The organism is Variovorax paradoxus (assembly GCF_024734665.1).
Taxonomy (GTDB): Bacteria; Pseudomonadota; Gammaproteobacteria; order Burkholderiales; family Burkholderiaceae_C; genus Variovorax.
In genome coordinates, this window is the sequence record NZ_CP102931.1 from 6112141 (window position 1) to 6128750 (window position 16610).

The following is a 16610-nucleotide window of genomic DNA, read 5'->3' on the forward strand; positions in this document are numbered from 1 at the left end:
AAACTCGCAAGGAGTATTCATTCCGTGGGGCATGTTGGCAATCTCGCCTAAAGAGGTATGCCGTCGCCAAGCCAGCGCTGCTGCCGCCACGCCGGCGCGCTGGTTGCGAACAGCGGCGCGCGCGCATCGAGCAGCGCAAGGTGCAGCGCCGCTGCCACGCGCTGGCGCTGGAAACCCTGGCGCAGCACACCCGTGCAGCTGTCGGGCGAGACCGGCTGCCCCATGAAGAGCCGCACACCAGGGGCAAAGCGCGCGCCGTTCTGCTGCCACCACGCGCGGATCTTGTCGACATCGGGCCAAGGCAAGGCTATGTCCTCGGGCAGCTCCACGTTGTCGTCGTCGGGGTCGTCGGTCGGCCCATCCTCGAAGCCATCGGGCGGCGGAACCTCCATCTGCGCGAGATTGAAGTCCACGCCGGTAATGGTCACGAAGGCCTCGGCCGCAATGCGTGCCGTGGCCGGCTGCGCCATCTGCTCGATGAGCCAGGGCACATAACGCGCATCGCCGATGAAACCGGAGCCGATGACGCGCAGACGCTGCGCCTCGGGCAGCGCGGCACTGTCGAGCAGCAGCGCGTGGCCAGGTGCGAGCTCCATCACCTGCAGCGCGAGCTGGAACGCGCGCGGCTGGCGCGGCCCGCTCTTCAGCGCAAAGGTTGAGAGCGCATCGAGTGCCTGCGCCCGGTCGCCGAGCAGCACCGCCGCCCACGCGGCCCAGAAGCGCAGCTCGGGCTTGGCCTCGCCGAGCAGCGATTGGGCCTGCGGCAACAGGTCGGCACGGCCCAACTCGCCGGCCGCGCGCAGCGCGCGGATGCGCACGCTGTCTGGCGCACTCGCGAGCAGTTGCCCGAGCAGCGAACCTGCGTCGCGCCGATGCAGCGCGCAGGCTGCCACGCCGAGCTTCTGCCGCAGCGGAGAGGTGTCTTCGAGCAAAGCCCTGACGCGGCCGCCGAGATACTTCGGCTCGACCCAGCCCAGCGCAGAGATCAGGCCGGGCACGACTTCGGGCAGGTCCTTCGCGCGCTCGACCAGATCGTCGAAGCGACCATCGACCGCTTCGATGGCGAGCACGGCGGCGACGAAGAAGTCTTCGGGGCCTTCGTTGTCGGTAAGCGCCAGTGCTTGCTGCCAGCCTTCGTCACCGGCAACGCGCAGGCCGTCGATGTGGGCGGCGAGGCGTTCGTCGAGGTCGGCGAATTGCTGGGGCGAGTAGTTGGGGGCGTGGACTGCGCTGGCGCGTTGGAGCCAGAGGAAGGAGGCTTCGTCGGCGTGCTCTGCGACAACGGAAGACAGCGTGTCGGAGTCCATGGGCAAACTCCTATTCGAAGTGCAGCCGCACGATGGGCAGCGTCTCGTGCCAGGCGCAGCAGAGATTGATGATGAGATCCCACGCCTCGGCGTCGGCGTTGTCCCAGACCCATTCGTGATAGTGGATCGTGCGCGGATCGTTGAACATGGCCTGCGCGCCGCCGGCTTCCACGGGAAGGTCAGGATCCAGAGGGTAGGCCAGCGTGAGGGCATCCCACAACGCCAGGGTGGAGAGCAGCTTCTGGCCCACATCCGGGGGCACCGGATGCGCGAATTCGATCTCCACCAGCAGGGCGTAGTTGCCGCCCATGTCCTCCGGGAACTCGACCTCGAAGGGCGGGAATTCCGACGCCGCCGGACGCACCCCACTGTCGATCTGCAGGTCGAACTCGCGCTGCCCCAGAACGGCACGCGCGGACTGGATGAAGGCGTCGCGGTGGCGCCCGTCCGCCAGCATGCCGGCCAGCACGGCCAGGGCCGCCACGGGCAGATCGTCGACGTCCACCCGGCCGTGCACTGACGCACCTGCGACGTAAAGTTCCAGCGGCGCCGAAGGACACAGCCTTGCGGGGAAGAAGAAGCCAGCGCCGATCGCATCGATGAAGCTGCGAAGCTGCCGCTCCACCACCTCGATCGCGTCTGCGGGACCCTGCGCCGGTGTCACCTCCAGCAGGAGCAGACCGCCGTAGCGCTCAGACGAAGAAACGTCGAAACCACTCATAGGCGTCGTCTCCCTGCATGCCATCGACCGCGACCTCGTCGAGTGCCTCGTCGGGCGCCACGACGGGCGCCACCATGCGGCCGACTGCGTGGTAGACGGGCAGAGGGTCCCGCCGATTCACATCCCCCAGCGCCGGCGCCTCTCCGGCGCGCAAGATCGCCCCGCCCGGACTCAGTGGCAGCACGCTCACTTCCGTGGGTGCGTTCTGTGCCAACGCCTTGCCTCCCCCCAGCGCGGCCGTCAATCCGGGGCCGAGCAGGGTCAACCAGCTCACCACGGCCAGGCCCGCCTCGGAGGCATTCGCGACAGACAGCGGCTTGCCATAGCCGAGGCCCGGATGGCGTCGCAACAAAGGGGCGGCCCACTCGCAGATCGCCTGGTCCACCGAAGGGTCGCGGTCCCACAGCAGCGAGTAGCCGCAATAGCCGCTCGCCAACGGAAACTCGGCGAGCGCATCCTGGGCCAGCCGCACCACCTGGTCCGGGCTGTCGCCCGACTCGACGGGCAGGACCATTCGAAACACATAGCGCTGGGGTTCGAAGTTGCCCATCAACGATATGTCGAGCGCCGGCGCGGCGATGTCGCGCGCAGTGGCGCCCGCATGCGCCTCGAATCCCAGCACCTTGGTCGCCAACAACGCGGGGTCGGAGAACCAGTGGCGCGGTCCCTCGAGTGCCTTGGGATCGAAGGGACGGAAGCGCTTCATGTCGCCGGTGCGATAGACCGAGAGGCGATCACCGAATGCCTCGCAGAACACGCGCAGGAATCTCGCGAACCCGGCGCCGTCGGCGGGAACTCCGAACGAAAAGGCGACGAGCTCGAGACAAGGCACCGCCGCCACGCGCTCGTCGAACTTCAGGGTGAGTTTCTCGGCATCCATCTGGAGTCCTTTCAGGTGCACAGGCAGTCGGGAGGGGGTTTGGCATTGGGGTCGGTGCCGACGGTCATGGTAGTTACTTTGTCCTTCTGCGATTTCGGCATCGAGTCCATCAGGGACTGCTGATTCTTGGTGAGCGTGTCATTCGGAAACTTGACCTCGACGAAATGCTTGATGTCCTTGACCCCCAGCGACTTCACTCCGGGGGTGACTCCGGCCGCGGTAATGACGATGTCCCACTTGACGAAGGCACGGCCATTGGCGACCTTGGAACCCCATTTGCCGATGAGGTCCTTGCCCGCCTGTCCCACCTCCGTGATCAGCCCCGGGTTCTTGGTCCCGCGCTTGCGCGGGTCCAGCAGGTTGCGCATCTCGTTCTGGAACTTGCTGGTCGAGGGCTTCTGCTTCTTCTTGTTCTGCTTGGCCTTCTTCTTGGCCTTGTTGTCGCCCTTCTTCTTCTTTTCCATCGCCTTGCAGGCGGCTTCGCAGAGCTTCTGCGCCAGGGCCTGGTCCCCGTCCAGCGCATCGATCAGCGGCTGCTGCGCCACCCCACCCAGATTCGCCGCGTTCTCCGAGTTATGGAACATCTTGTCCGTGAGCCGGGCCGTGTTCTTGCCGTCCATCTTCACGTCGAAGGAGTAGAGGATCCAGGTTGCCTCCTTCATGAAGGTGCTGGACTTCACGCCCCCCGCCACACCTGCGTTGTCACCGTTGGACAGCGCGAACTTCGAGCCCTTGTTCGCGGCCATCGCCTTGTCGCCTTTGACGGTGCTGGTGCCGCTCGACAGCGTGATCGAGTTGGCGATGTTCGGATAGGGAACCGGCACGGGACCACCGGGGCTCGGCGTCTTGCACACGTCGGGGATGGTCGCGGTGCTGATGCCGATGCTGAACTTGTGGACCAGCGTGAGACTGGTGCCATTGACCCTGATGGTGAGCGGCATGACTCAGCCTCCCATCGGTTCAGCGCAGCGCACCAGCACCGCCCCGCGTTCGCCCGACTCGGAACTGCCCCATATCATCGACAGCGGCCCCTTGGCGTAGCGCTTGCGATTGGCGATGACAGCCAGCGCCATGTGCAGCGGCGAACCCGCCGCACCCACGTCACCCCAGCAGTCGGCTGGCGCGATGAAATCCGATGCTGCGCGAAAGTGTTCTCCGTTGCGCAGCGTGGCAAAGCCGAACTCGTCGGCCCGGTAGGGCTCTCCGTTGAGATCGCAGAACACGTTGTGCACTTGCTCGCCAGGCGCGAGGGCCCGCAGCGCGGCGCGGAAGGCCTGGGTCAAGCCCTCGCCGATGCACACCGCATCCGTCTTGATGACCTTGGACTCCATGCCAATGCCAACCGACACCAGTTCCCCCAGGGGCACGATGCCGCACAGCTGAGCCAAACGGGGCGTGCCAAGCAGCACCGCACCAGCGGCCTCGCCGGGGATGAAGCCCCAGGCATTGTTGAGCGGGCCGCCGCCGTGGAGTTGATCGCAGGCTTCGACCCATTCGAGCGTCTCGGGCGTGAGGTACGAGTCGGTGCCCGCCACCACACAAGCATCGAAAGCATCACGCGCGCAACCTGCCTCGGCCGCAGCTATGGCCATGTGGCCCGCTGCGTGGCCGACTTCGAAGCGCGCGATGCGGGCGAATCGATCCCCCATGCGTTCCCGTATGGCCTCCAACACGTCATCGGCCAAGCCATCAGGCTGCCCGGGGCGCGGCGGCGGCAGCGCCAGTGCAAGGCCGATGCGCGGCGACACGTTTCCGCCAGGCTCCGTCAACGGTGCCAACGCCTCCTCGATGGCCGGCAGCAGCAGCGCGCCCAGGCGCGCGGCGCCGTCGAGGCCAACGTCGAGCCAGGGCGCTCGCGCGATACGCATCGCCTCGCCGGCCGTGTCGACCATGTACGGGTGCTCGGAAAATCCACACACGCCAGCGCGCGCCGCCGCGGCACTGGCCCACACATTGCGTCCTATCGGCGTGCTGGCGCCGAGCCCGAGGATCTGCAATGCGTTGCCGGCCATGCTCAGGCCTCCACCGCCTGCTCGGGCACAGTCTCGCCCAGGCGCAGTAGCCGTTTCTCGACGATGCGCGTCTTCAGCAGCTTATGAACCTTGGGATGGCAAGGCAGCGCGCTGTGCCAGACCAACGAAACGCGCATCACCGCCGGCTCGAGGATCACCGTGTGCAACTGCGGTCGCTCATGCAGCACCTTCGTGTCGTCGGAGAAGAAGGTTTCGAGACCCAGCAGCACGCGCGGCAGCGTGAAGCGTATCTCGGACTGCTGCGCCAGATGCACCATCAACACCGGCTCGTCGCCCACCAGCAACTGCGGCGCCTGCTGATCCACAGGCGCACACTGATAGTGCCGATCATCGAAATCCACCGGCAGCAGCGGCAACCGATCTCGCTGCCACGCCTCGTCATACGTCCCCGCAAACCCCGCGCGTGGCTGCCAGTGATTGCACAGCGGCCCGAAGCCCGCCGGCTCCGGCCTGTCGCTCCACGCCCGCACGCATTGATCCGGATATTCGATATTCGGCAGTCGCACACCTTCCGCATGCGCAGCCTCCATCACAAAGCCCGTACCCACCGGATTGCGCACATCGAACTGCGGCAACGGCGCATCGCGCATCCACGGATCGACACCGCCGTATGCGCGCTCCCACACCAGCGGCATGGTGCTGAAAGGCTCGGGCTCCGATGGCGTGCCGCCGAGCCACACGCGGTCGCCTGTCACGCGCAGCCGCTTGGCAATCGGGCCGACGCGCAGGCCCACGTCGAGCTGCGTCACGGGCACTCCACCGGGCGCATGCGCATTGCCGATCAACAGCACGTCGGTCGTCAGCTTGGTGCGCACCAGGTCCATCTCGTAGAGCAGGCTGGGCTGCGGCGCGGCCTCGTCGACGAAGACGGGCGCCTGCGCGACGGGTGGTTGTTCGGGGGCAACGCTCGTCTCGCCATCGGGCGAAATGTCGAAGCTGCACTTCACCGCCACGAGCCAGATCTCCGCACCATCGCGGTCGCGCACCCAGGTGCGTTCGGCGGCATAAGGCGTACGGTTGTCGAGCTGCCACATGGCGTGTGCCTCGTTCGTCAGTTGATGCCCACGTAGGCACCCTTGACGCGATTGGCGCCGCGCGAGCGAGACAGCACGTAGTTGCCGTTGATCAACACCTTGCCCGCACGCGTGAGCACGATGCTGGCCTCGCCGCAGCGCAGCTCGATGCGCTCGCGCCCCTGCAGCACGACGCGCTCGCCATCCACGCGCGCATCGAGTGCCGGTGGTGCCTCGGTGCGCAGCGGCTGCACGCGTCCGACGATGACTGGGTGCCGCACCTCGCCCTGCTCGAAGGCCACGACGATCGCCGTGCCTGCATCGCCAGGTGCCAGGCCTACTGTCGAGAGCGCCTGCACCGGCGCCATGCCTTCGCCCAGCGTGACCAGGAAGCGCCCCTCGGCATCGAAGCCGGCAAAGGCGGCCACCGCCACGCCCTGGCCCGACAGCTTCGACCAGGCCGCCACGCTGTGCAGCACGCTGCGCGCGCTCTGGAGATCGGTTTGGTCTTCCACGGCGTCAGTCCTCCCCCAGGTTGGAGCCCTTGATCTTGATCGAGCCACCGGCCTTGAACGATGCGCTGCCGTCAGCCTTGATGGTGATCTTGGCGCCCTTGATGGTGATACCGCTGGCGTTCATGACGATCTTGCTGCCGCCCGCCTTGAGCATGATGGTGGGCGCCTCGACCATGCAGATCGCGCCCGCCTTGATCTTGATCGGCCCCTTCGATGTCTCGGAGATCACCGCGGCCGAGAGCTTGTGCGGACCACCCACCGAGATCGACTGCAGCGCGCCCACGCTCACCTTCTGCACGCCGCCCACACTGACCATCTGCGCGCCGCCGACGCTCACGGTCTGCACGCCGCCGACATTGATGGCCTCCCCCGCGCCCACGCTGTGCATGCGGCCCGCGCCCACGGTGTGCGCCTCGGCCACCGAGATGGTGGTGGTCTGCATGCCATTGACGGTGTGACTGCGCCCGCCGTTCACGGTCACGGTCTCGCCGCCGTTCACGGTCTCGGTGCGGTGGCCGGTGATGACGATGGTCTCGGTGCCGCCCACAGTCTCGCTTCGGTTGGAGCCTATCGACACGGTCTGGTCGACGCCCACGTGCTGCTTCTGGTTGTTGCCCACGCTCTCCGAGTCGTCCACGTCGATGGTGTCGGTGCGGCTGTTGTGCACTGTGGTCGTCTGGTTGTTCTCGACCGTGGTGTTCATGTCGTACTGGCCGTGGATGGTCACCTTCTCCTTGCCGGCGGTGTCGTCCATCGACAGCTCGTTGTAGCCCTTGCCCTTGTGCGTGTTCGACTTGATGCCGCTCACCACGGCACCGGCCGGCAGGCCGAAGGGCGCCATCGATTCGCCGTTGTAGAAGCGGCCGACGATGATGGGCTGGTCGGGGTCGCCGTCCAGAAAATCGACGATCACTTCCTGGCCGATGCGCGGAATGCTGATCGCGCCCCAGCTCTTGCCGGCCCAGGGGTGCGACACGCGCACCCAGCACGAACTGTTCTCGTCGTTCTTGCCGTAGCGGTCCCAGTGAAACTGCACTTTCACGCGGCCGTGCTCCTCGGTCCAGATCTGCTCGCCGCTGCGGCCGGTGACGATGGCGCTCTGCGGGCCGGGCATGGTGACGCGCGGCGTCAGGCGTGGCGGGCGCCAGGGCGTGTTCAGCGGAATTACCGTGAGCAGAAAGCTGCTGCTCGCGCGCTGGCCGGTGCTCAGCGCCGGCGTCTCTGCGATCAGGTCGCCCACCAGTTCGCCCAGCCCGGTGTTGACGGGGTCGTCGGCCAGCGCGTCGTGCAGCACGACGTCGATCGAACGCTGGCTCTCGGGAAAGTTCGCGCCCTCGTAGCCGGGGTGGCTCGCGACGAAGGTGCAGGCCGCGATCAGATAGTCGCCGTCGCGCTTGCCGTCGGGGTCGCCCTTGAACGCGAAGCTGCGCCCGGCCGTCACGTCGGGCCAGCTGGTCAATGCCCAATGGCGCTGCCGCCGGCCGATGAGTTCGTCGAGCCGCAGTTGCGCAAGGTTGTCGGTGTCGTCGCCCGACTGATAGCCGCCCGGGAACTCGAACACTTCGAGGTCCGACAGCTCGTGCGTGTCGGGATCGCCCTTGTCGGCGCGCAGCTGCTTGCTGATGACCTTGAAGTCGCGGTCGCGCGACGCGAACTTGCCCGATTCGAACTGGCGCGAGCTGATCCAGCGCGTGATCTCGTTGAAGCGCCCTTCCGACGCACCGCGCTCTGCATGGTTCAGCGTGTCGGCAACGGGCAGTTTCTCGTGCGCCAGCGTGCTGCTGTCCGACAGGTACAGGGTACCGGGCGCGTCGTGCGCGTCGAACCAGTAGTAGATGCCCTCTTCTTCCAGAAGGCGCGAGAGAAACTGGTAGTCGCTCTCCCGGTATTGCACGCAGTACACGTGGGGTTCATGGGGGCCGACCACGCCGCCCGCCTTGAGCTTCTTGAGGCTGCCGATGGGGCTGTCGTCGAGCACGGCATCGATCACGCCCAGCACCGGCTTGTTCTGCAGGATGCGCGCGTTGACGCGCTTGCTCAGCAGCCAGAACCACGAGCGCAGGCTGATGCGGTATTCGAGGAAGCGCCCACTCTGCGCCACGCGCGTGAAGCGCACGGCATGCCCCTGGCAGTGCCGCTTGTGGATGTCGCCGTCGGCATCGGCGAACTCGATCACCACGTCGAAGGAGCGGCCCAGCACGTCCGCTGCATCGATGCTTTCGTTGTCGGTCAGCACGGTGAGTTCGTAGGCCGACGGGCGCGCAAGCACCTCGTGGCCCACGATGCGCCAGAACATGAGCTTGTCGACTACGGGCGAATCGCCCTGGATGCTGAACTTGTGATCGGCCATGTTTTCCGTCCCTTTTTTGCGTTCCCTCTCCCTGGCGAACCGCACCGTCGTGCGGCCCGCGCGGCCACCCCGCCTAGGGCGCCAGCAACAGCACCAGCGGCTGGCTCGGCACCGTGCGCACACCGGGGCAATTCGTGCTGTTCTGCAGCGACGTGCTGGTGAGCCGCGACGCGGGCATGCCCATCCACAGCACCGTGAAGGCGCCGGTGAGATGGCGACTCGGCCCCATCACCGTGCCCGAGGCCACGCCCAGCATCACGCCCGGGTTGTCGCCGTTGGTCATGGGAATGGTGGTGCCGAGGTTGTGCGCCGGCCCGCCCATGATGAGGATCGTGGGGCAGTTCGGAATCGCCATCGGCCCCATCGCGATGTTCGGATACGGCACCGGAATGGGCGACGGCGCGGCGGGCGTGATGCAGACATCGGGAAAGCCCATGTCGGTGCCCATCAGCTGGCAGTTGGCGAACATTTCCTGTTCTCCCTTTTCGCTTCAGCCGAAGTGGATCTGCGCGCCGCGCGCCTTGATGAGCTCGCGGCCGTTGACCAACGTGTGCTCGCCTTCGAGCCGCAACAGCTGCTTCGCCTCGCACTCCAGGTGCGTGGCCGCCACGCGGTCGATGCCGTCGGTGGTGCGCAGGTAGTGCTTGCTGAAATGCTGCACGCGGTCCATTACCGAAGACAGCACCGAGCCGACCAGCTTGATGCCGGTGCCCACCACGGTGAGCTGGCGGCCGATGACGTCGGCGGTGTCGGTGGCGAGGCGGGTGCGCTGGGTGGCCACGTCGAGCTCTTCGGCCGCGAGTTCGAGCCGGCCGCCTTCCACGGCGATGCGCATGTTGTTGCCTTCGCAGCTGACGACGTTGGCGGTGCCTTCCTCGCGCTGCAGCACGGCCATGACCCAGACCTCGTCGGGCGCGATGCGCAGGCAGGCAACGCTGTCGCCGGCGGCGGGTTCGAGCAGGCAGCTCGCCGCTCGCCGCGTGCGAAGCCGCAGGCCGCCGCTGTCGACGACGAGCGCCCCGACCTCGTCGAGGCCGAGCACGCCGACGCACCACTGGCCGGTGATGGCCTGAGCGGGCGCTGGTTTCAGGCTGCTTGTCTTCATGGTGTGTTCCTCCGTTACGTGCTTCGATGTGGTGTGGCTGCGATGTGGCGTCATGCGACCAACGGCTGCCAGCGCTCGGATTTCTCCAGCTCCGGGTCGCTCTCGATGGCGCGTGCGCGGTCGGTCATCTGCGCGTCTTCCGTATTGGCGCCATGCAGCACGGTGCGCATCAGCGTGGCGTGGCGCAGGTCGGCGGTGCCCAGGTCGGCATGGCGGAAATCGGCATAGGTGAGTTCGGCGCCCGTGAAGTTGGCGCCGCGCAGCTTCGCGCCCGCGAAGTGCGTCTGGTACAGGTCGCAGCCCGAGAAGTTGGCCTGCGGCAGCGTGGCTCCGGTGAACAGCGCCTGCCTCAGCTTCGCGCCCGAGAAGTCGCACCCCGTGCCGCTCGCCTCGCAGAAGATCGACGAGGGCGCCACCGCCTTGGTGAACTTCGCGCCGTCGAGCCGTGCACCCTGGAAGTTGCACTGCCGCAGCACGATGCCGCTGAAGTCCGCGCCGCCCAGGTCGGTAAACGAGAACTGGCAGCCCTCCAGCTCCAGCCCCGCGAACGACATGCCCTTCAGCGAAGTCTTGAAGAACACGTTGCGCAGCATGCGCGCGCCGGTCCACGTGAGGTGCGACAGGTCGCACTCGTTCACCGTGGTGTAGTGCCAGCTGGTGTCGTCGGCGCACACGTCCAGCAGCACCGACTGGCTGAACACCGCCGAGTCGAGCTGCGCGCCGCGCAGCACCGCGTGGTCGAGCCGGCACTTCGCGACGGTGGCCATGGTGAGCACGGTGCCGGCCAGCTGCGCGTGCGTCAGGTCGCATTCGGTGAACACCGCGCCGTGCAGGTTGGCCTCGCGCAGGTCGACGTGGTCGAGCAGGCAGCGATTGAACACGGCCTTGCGCAGGTTCGCACCCGAGACGAGCGCGCCGCGCAGGTCGCACTGGTCGAACACGGTCTCGCGCAGGTCTGCTGCGCGCAGGTCTGCTTCGGCGAAGTTGACCTTGGAGAACACGCCGCCGCCCAGCAGCAGTTTCGCGAACTGGCCCTTGCGCAGGTCGAGTCCTTCCAGCGTCTCTCCGACGCCCACTGCAATGGCGAGCAATTGGGGTGTCATGCTGCAGCCTGCTGTTCAGGGGTGAGCCGGGGCCACGTGCGCGCACGCTGGAGCAACGCGCCGTCGAAGCTGGTCGAGCCGTCGAGCCGCACGCGGCTCAGGTCGGCACCGAAGAGGTTGCTGCGCCGCAGGTCGGCGCCGCGCAGGTCGGCCGACTGGAACACCGCGTCGCTGAAGTTCACGCCCGACAGCAGCGCGCCAGTGCACACGGCTTTGCGCATCAGCACGCCCTTGGCGCTGGCCAGCCGCAGGTCGGCCCCGTCGAGCCGCGCATCGCAGAGGTTGGCGCCGTCGAGCACGGAACGCACCAGCTTCGCACCGCGCAGGTCCGAAGCGCCGAAGTTGAAGTTGCGCAGGTCGGCCAGGCCCATCTCGGCATCGGCGAGGCTGGTGCCCTTCACGGCCACGGCGCCGGCGCACTTCGCGCCCATGAGCCGGGCGGCGTCGAGCTTGCAGGTGACGAAGGTGGCGGCTGCGAGTGTGGCGTCGTGCATGTCCACGCCCGTGAGGTCGCATTCGATGAAGTTGCAGGCCGACAGGTCGGCCTCGGGCCAGCGCATGCCCTTGAGGTCGAGCTTGTGGAAAACCTGGCCCGCGAGCAGTGCACCGGTCCAGTCCGCCTCGCCCCAGGTGGTGTCGAGCAGCTGGGCTTTCGTGAAGTTGGCGCGCCGCATCTGCGTGCCGCCGAAGGCGCAGTGCATGAGCATGGCCTGCGAGAAATCACAGCCGTCGAACACGGCGCGCGCGAGCCGCGCTTTGCCGAGGTTGGCCTCGCGAAAGCTGGCGCCGATGGCAATCGCGCCCTCGAGGTTCGCATGCGCGAGCACGGCCCCCGCGAAAGTGGCGCCCGAGAGGTTGGCATTGCTGAAGTTGACGCTCTCCAGCCATGCGCCTTCGAAGTTCACCTCACGCAGGTCGAGGCCCGAGAAGTCGGCGCCCGTGAAGTCGGCGCGCGAAAACAGCTTGATGCCGGCCGCGATGGCACGCGTCATTTCCGCACGCAATGCTGCTGCCGCTTCGGCCGGCATCGCAAAGGCCGGCGGCTGCACATGGGCGGACTGCAGGTAGCCCTTGCGCTGCACTTCCTCGAGTTCGCAGAGCTTGGGGAACATCGGCGTCAGGTCGACCTTGCGGGTGCTGCCTGCCGCCTGCGCCTGCATCTCGGCCAGATGCTTCTCGGCGTGGTAGAGCGGCGGCCCGCGGTGCTGCACCTTGGCGAGGTCGATGCGGTGCTGCTCCGCCGCTTCCAGTGCCTTCTCGAGCACGGTCACGGCGTCTTCGACGGCAGCCCAGCCCTGCGCGTTGGCCTCCTTCATCTTCTTCTCGAGGTACGGTGGCAGCTCATCGCCCACCGGCACCTTCTCGCGCGGCGGCATCTTGATGCCGAGCGCGTCGGGGTCCTTGCCCATTTCCACGGCCTTGTCGCGCGCGAACTCGACGTCCATCTCGGCCCGGCGGTACTGCGCCTCGCCCTGCAGGCCGTCCATGCCGAACGGTGCCTTGGCGGCTTCGACGTCGGGATCGAGCGTGCTGATGCCTTCGGGCAGCAGGTCGCTGTCGATGATGGCGTAGACGGGGCCCATCTTCGGGTCTGCGCGCTTCGCGGCGGCCTCAAGGTAATGCGCGTCGCTGCGCGGCTCGCCGGTGCGCTCTACCGCACCCATCAGGCTGGCCACGTCGGAGCCGTCGTCGGTGCCGACCTCGGCCAGCCCCTGGAAGATCGCGATGCAGCGCTCAGCGTGCGGGAAGAACCACACGGTGGTCAGCCGCAGCGGCACCTCACGCACCTTGGGCTCGCTGCTGCCGGCAATCCTGTAGCCGACGAACACGCGCGCGCGCAGGCCCGGCAGGCGGCCTTCGATGCGCGGCTTTTGCGGGTGCATGTTGTCGAAGGCGAAGGGCTCGTCGCCGGCGAGCGGCACGGCCATCCACTGGTCGGGAGGCGCGAGGTTGAAGTAGCGCCAGTCGGTGTCGGGCGCAAAGCCTGGCGCATGCAGCTTCAGGTAGTCGGCGTCGTAGGTGCCGCGGTACTGCGCGCGCTGCGGATGCATCAGGTCGAGCGCGCCGAAGCCGGCCGGCGCAATGGCCTGGTCGGGCCGCAGCAGGCGGTCTTGCGGCAACTCGGTGTTCGGCAGCCACAGGACGCCGTCACGCGCCTGCCGGCCCCGGCCTTGCGGGTTCTGCGCGAAATCGGCGCCGCCGTATGCGGCAGCCCAGTCGAGCGGCAACGACTCGAAGGACTGCGGCGCGGTGGCGCGCGTGCCCTCCCAGTGCCGCTCGCCGAAGACGAGCAACGTCTTCTCGCACGCGCCGAAGCGCGCGCGCACCGCGCAGGCATCGGGTCGGTCGGCCGGCGCGAAGGCCTTGCCGTGCACCAGGAACTCGGGCGTGAGCTTGGCAACGCCTTCGTCGATCAGCGGCTGAGCCATTTCCTTCGCAAGAAAGGACCACATCGACTGCTCGGCCCACAGCGTGCCGCGCTCGCCCTGCGCGAACGGCAGGTGCAGGTACGCGCTGACGCTGAGTCCGAACCGCTTGCGGAACTCGATGGGCCGCGTCGAGAGGCCGAGCGCCTGGGGCTTGAGGACTTGCATTCGGCGCCCCGGCTAGTCGTCTTCGGGCTCGCGCTCTGCGGGCGGCCGGGCCGAGCCGTCGGGCTCGACGGCGTTGTTGACCTTGCCGAGATCGGCGGTGCCGCTGGGGTCGCTGGTAAAGACCTCCGCGATCGGCAGCCCCAGCCCCATGATCGGCACCAGCCCGAGGATGGCGTCGAAACGCCGGTTGCTGGCCTTGCCCGCCAGCGACCGCAGCCGGTCTTCCAGGCTGTGCAGGCCTTCTGCATGCGCGTCGTCGGCGGCCTTGCCCAGTGCCGTTGCCGCATCGGCGTACTGCTTGAGCGTGGCGCCGATGTCGACATAGGCCGAGGCGGCACCCGCCACGGCGGCCAGGCCGCCGGCCACCGCGGCTGCCCCGGCGCCCGCGCCACCAGCGCCCGGCGTGAAGGTGTGCAGCGCCGATTGCTTGACATCCATCGCCACCGCCGCGATGTCGGGCGCCGCGCAGTTGGTCAGCTTCACGCCCGCCGTATTCTCGATGTTCACGCCAAGCACGTTGGCCATGGCCAGCGCCAGCGCGTTCTCGATGCTCATGCCGATGAAGGTCGAGCGGGTCACGCCCATGTTGGCTTCGCTGTTGGTGCCGATGTAGCCGCTCGAATTGGAGCCCAGTACCGTGGTGTTCGAGCCGATGGAGGTGGCGTTGATGTCGCCCACCGCCATCATCTCGATCTTGGTGTTGCTTATCAGCTTGATCTTGTCCGCCATCAGCCCCAGCGGGCCGCTGGGCACGGTGATGTACTTGGAGTTGGAGCCCGTCACCAGCCAGTCGATGTGGGCGGCCTCGAAGCTCATCTTCGCAGCCTTGTAGGTGACGTTGCCGCTGACGGTGATGGTCTGGTTGCCGGTGACGTTGCGGGTTTCGCCGGCGCGCGAGGTGTCGGTGCGCGCGCCGGTCACGTCGCTCAGGCTGGTGCCCGTGACCATGGTCTTGTCGTCGCTGTCGATGAAGGTGGTGCGAGTGCCAACCACCTGGTTGTTCTGCTTTCCCTTGACCGTGTTCTTCTGGTCGACCACCACCATGTTGGTGTCGTTGCGCGTGACGGTGCTCTTGCGGTCGCGGTCTACCAGGCTGGTCTGGTCGCGCTTGACGGTGACGGTCTGGTCGCGGTCGATGGTGGTCGAGTCGTCGCGCTCCACGCTGCGGCTCATGTCGAGCTCGGCGTGGATGTTGATGTTCTCCTCGCCCTTCTTGTCCTCGAACATGATCTCGTTGTAGTTCGCAGGACCGCCGCCGGGCGTGGAGCGGGTCTTGAAGCCGCTCTGCGTGGGCGACTTGTACGGAATGGGCTGCTCGTCGTTGTAGACGCGCCCGACGATGATCGGCCGGTCGGGGTCGCCGTTGAGAAAGTCGACGATCACCTCCTGCCCGATGCGCGGAATGAAGTAGCCGCCCCAGCCCTTGCCGCCCCAGGGCTGCGACACGCGCACCCAGCAGGTCGACTTCTCGTTGCTCTCGTCGTAGCGGTCCCAGTGAAAGTGCACCTTCACGCGGCCGTGGTCGTCCACGTGCAGCTCGTCGCCCTTGGGGCCGACCACGATGGCGGTCTGCGGGCCCGGCATGGTCACGCGCGGCGTGAGGCGCGGCGCGCGGAACAGGCGTTCGGCCGGCAGCACGGTGAGCAGGAAGATGCTGCTGCCGGTCTGCGCAGCGGCCAGCGCGGGCGTGGCGGCGATGATCTCCTCGAGCACCGGCAGCGTGTCGGCGTTCACCGCGTCGTCGCGCAGCACGTCGGCCAGCGCGTTGTGCACGGGACGCGCCGCGGCGCTGGCGCTCACGCCTTCGTAGCCGCGGTGGCTGGCGACGAAGGTGCAGGCGGCAATGACGTAGTCGCCGTTGCGCGTGCCGTCGGGGTCGCCCTCGTACTTGAAGCCGCGCCCGGCGGTGACGTCGGGCCACGGCGTCACCGCCCAGTGGCGGTCGCGGCGCGCGTTGAGTTCATCGCCGCGCAGCTTGGCGCGGGTCTCGGCTTCGTCGCCGGTGAAGTAGCCGCCCGGAAACTCGAACAGCTCCAGGTTGGCCAGTTCGTGGTCGTCCGAGGCGTCGATGTCTGCACCCAGCTTTTTCTTGATGGCCTTGAAGTCGCTGTCGCGCGAGGCATGCTTTCCGGTGTCGAACTGACGCCCACTGACCCAGCGCGAGATTTCGTTGAAGCGCGGCTCGGCGGCGTTGGTGGCCATGTGGCGCAGGGTGTCGGCGGCGGGCAGCTTGTCGTGCGCCATGTCGCTGGCGTCCGAAAGGTGCATGGTGCCGGGGGCGTCATGTGCGTCGAACCAGTAGTAGATGCCTTCGTCCTCCAACAGGCGCGACAGGAACTGGTAGTCGCTTTCCTGGTGCTGCACGCAGTAGCGGCGCGGGTTGTGCGTGCCGACGACGTTGTCGGCCTTGGTCTTCTTGAAGCGCTTGATGGGGCTGTCCTCGAACACGGCGTCGAGCACTTCGAGAACTTTCTTTTCTTGCAGGATGCGGGAGTTGGCGCGCTTGGTGAGCAGCCAGAACCACGAACGCAGGGTGATGCGATATTCGTAGTGCCGCCCCATGTGGCCGGCGCGCACGAAGCGCACCGCGTGGCCCTGGCAGTGGCGCTCGTGCGTGCCGCCGTCGGCGTCCTGGAACTCGATGACCACGTCGAAGGCATGTCCCAGGATGTCCTTGGCCTCGATGGCCTTGTTCTGCGAGATCACCGTGAGCTCGTAGGCCGACGGACGCGCAAGCGCCTCGTGGCCGACGATGCGCCAGAACATCAGGTCGTCCTTCGCGGGTGAATCGCTTTCTATGCGGAACTCGTGGTCGGCCATTTTCTTTTTTCTCAGTTGGGTCGTTCGAGGCGTTCTTGTTCGGGGCGCGTGCACAGGACACCGGGTACTCCCCTCCGCGAATGTCCCCCGCCTTCGGCTCCTCCTTTATTTCGCTGCGGGGAGCACCCGATGCCCTGTGCACGGTGAGCGCCGCGCTTGTGCTGGTCGT

13 protein-coding genes are annotated in these 16610 nt (G+C 67.3%); all 13 read right to left on the bottom strand.

Translation table 11 applies throughout. The annotated features are described in order from the left end of the window. Window positions 1-47: 47 nt before the first annotated feature. The 13 genes from NWF24_RS28735 to NWF24_RS28795 all read right to left on the bottom strand — a co-directional run bounded on the left by NWF24_RS28735 (window position 48) and on the right by NWF24_RS28795 (window position 16441). The gene (locus NWF24_RS28735) at window positions 48-1307 is read right to left on the bottom strand and encodes a TIGR02270 family protein (protein ID WP_258351493.1); all 1260 of its coding nucleotides are present in this window, start codon (window positions 1305-1307) and stop codon (window positions 48-50) included. A 10-nt stretch (window positions 1308-1317) separates the two neighbouring features. Then, window positions 1318-2028: a hypothetical protein gene (locus NWF24_RS28740; protein WP_258351494.1), complete on the bottom strand. Its 711-nt coding sequence runs from the start codon at window positions 2026-2028 to the stop codon at window positions 1318-1320. Continuing rightward, a complete protein-coding gene (locus NWF24_RS28745; RefSeq protein WP_258351495.1) occupies window positions 2000-2908 on the bottom strand; it encodes a DUF3396 domain-containing protein in 909 nt (302 codons plus the stop codon). The genes NWF24_RS28740 and NWF24_RS28745 overlap by 29 nt, the downstream gene beginning before the upstream one ends. An 11-nt stretch (window positions 2909-2919) precedes the next feature. Further along, window positions 2920-3849, bottom strand: coding sequence for a DUF4150 domain-containing protein (locus NWF24_RS28750; RefSeq protein ID WP_258351496.1), 930 nt, complete (start codon window positions 3847-3849; stop codon window positions 2920-2922). A gap of 3 nt (window positions 3850-3852) precedes the next feature. Beyond that, the gene (locus tag NWF24_RS28755; protein ID WP_258351497.1) at window positions 3853-4920 is read right to left on the bottom strand and encodes a hypothetical protein; all 1068 of its coding nucleotides are present in this window, start codon (window positions 4918-4920) and stop codon (window positions 3853-3855) included. A gap of 2 nt (window positions 4921-4922) precedes the next feature. Continuing rightward, window positions 4923-5975 (bottom strand): DUF2169 family type VI secretion system accessory protein, encoded by a 1053-nt coding sequence (locus NWF24_RS28760; RefSeq protein WP_258351498.1) that lies wholly within the window; start codon window positions 5973-5975, stop codon window positions 4923-4925. Between the two features lie 17 nt (window positions 5976-5992). Next, window positions 5993-6469 (bottom strand): DUF6484 domain-containing protein, encoded by a 477-nt coding sequence (locus NWF24_RS28765; protein ID WP_258351499.1) that lies wholly within the window; start codon window positions 6467-6469, stop codon window positions 5993-5995. Between the two features lie 4 nt (window positions 6470-6473). Next, the gene (locus NWF24_RS28770) at window positions 6474-8819 is read right to left on the bottom strand and encodes a type VI secretion system Vgr family protein (protein WP_258351500.1); all 2346 of its coding nucleotides are present in this window, start codon (window positions 8817-8819) and stop codon (window positions 6474-6476) included. Window positions 8820-8892: 73 nt separating this feature from the next. Beyond that, the gene (locus NWF24_RS28775; protein ID WP_093058752.1) at window positions 8893-9288 is read right to left on the bottom strand and encodes a DUF4150 domain-containing protein; all 396 of its coding nucleotides are present in this window, start codon (window positions 9286-9288) and stop codon (window positions 8893-8895) included. A gap of 21 nt (window positions 9289-9309) precedes the next feature. Continuing rightward, window positions 9310-9924 carry a DUF3540 domain-containing protein gene (locus tag NWF24_RS28780; protein WP_258351501.1) on the bottom strand — a complete coding sequence of 205 codons (615 nt, stop codon included), beginning with the start codon at window positions 9922-9924 and terminating at the stop codon, window positions 9310-9312. 50 nt (window positions 9925-9974) lie between these two features. After that, window positions 9975-11027, bottom strand: a complete 1053-nt coding sequence (locus NWF24_RS28785) for a pentapeptide repeat-containing protein (protein ID WP_258351502.1) — start codon at window positions 11025-11027, stop codon at window positions 9975-9977. Beyond that, window positions 11024-13621 (bottom strand): DUF2169 family type VI secretion system accessory protein, encoded by a 2598-nt coding sequence (locus NWF24_RS28790; RefSeq protein WP_258351503.1) that lies wholly within the window; start codon window positions 13619-13621, stop codon window positions 11024-11026. Before NWF24_RS28790 ends, NWF24_RS28785 begins: the two co-directional genes overlap by 4 nt. A 12-nt stretch (window positions 13622-13633) precedes the next feature. Next, the gene (locus NWF24_RS28795) at window positions 13634-16441 is read right to left on the bottom strand and encodes a type VI secretion system Vgr family protein (protein ID WP_258351504.1); all 2808 of its coding nucleotides are present in this window, start codon (window positions 16439-16441) and stop codon (window positions 13634-13636) included. Window positions 16442-16610: the final 169 nt, after the last annotated feature.

Coding starts and splice junctions, on each gene's coding strand:
- NWF24_RS28735 (WP_258351493.1), bottom strand. CDS start 1,307: ATGGACTCCGACACGCTGTCTTCCGTTGTCGCAGAGCACGCCGACGAA.
- NWF24_RS28760 (WP_258351498.1), bottom strand. CDS start 5,975: ATGTGGCAGCTCGACAACCGTACGCCTTATGCCGCCGAACGCACCTGG.
- NWF24_RS28785 (WP_258351502.1), bottom strand. CDS start 11,027: ATGACACCCCAATTGCTCGCCATTGCAGTGGGCGTCGGAGAGACGCTG.
- NWF24_RS28790 (WP_258351503.1), bottom strand. CDS start 13,621: ATGCAAGTCCTCAAGCCCCAGGCGCTCGGCCTCTCGACGCGGCCCATC.
- NWF24_RS28740 (WP_258351494.1), bottom strand. CDS start 2,028: ATGAGTGGTTTCGACGTTTCTTCGTCTGAGCGCTACGGCGGTCTGCTC.
- NWF24_RS28770 (WP_258351500.1), bottom strand. CDS start 8,819: ATGGCCGATCACAAGTTCAGCATCCAGGGCGATTCGCCCGTAGTCGAC.
- NWF24_RS28750 (WP_258351496.1), bottom strand. CDS start 3,849: ATGCCGCTCACCATCAGGGTCAATGGCACCAGTCTCACGCTGGTCCAC.
- NWF24_RS28775 (WP_093058752.1), bottom strand. CDS start 9,288: ATGTTCGCCAACTGCCAGCTGATGGGCACCGACATGGGCTTTCCCGAT.
- NWF24_RS28780 (WP_258351501.1), bottom strand. CDS start 9,924: ATGAAGACAAGCAGCCTGAAACCAGCGCCCGCTCAGGCCATCACCGGC.
- NWF24_RS28755 (WP_258351497.1), bottom strand. CDS start 4,920: ATGGCCGGCAACGCATTGCAGATCCTCGGGCTCGGCGCCAGCACGCCG.
- NWF24_RS28745 (WP_258351495.1), bottom strand. CDS start 2,908: ATGGATGCCGAGAAACTCACCCTGAAGTTCGACGAGCGCGTGGCGGCG.
- NWF24_RS28795 (WP_258351504.1), bottom strand. CDS start 16,441: ATGGCCGACCACGAGTTCCGCATAGAAAGCGATTCACCCGCGAAGGAC.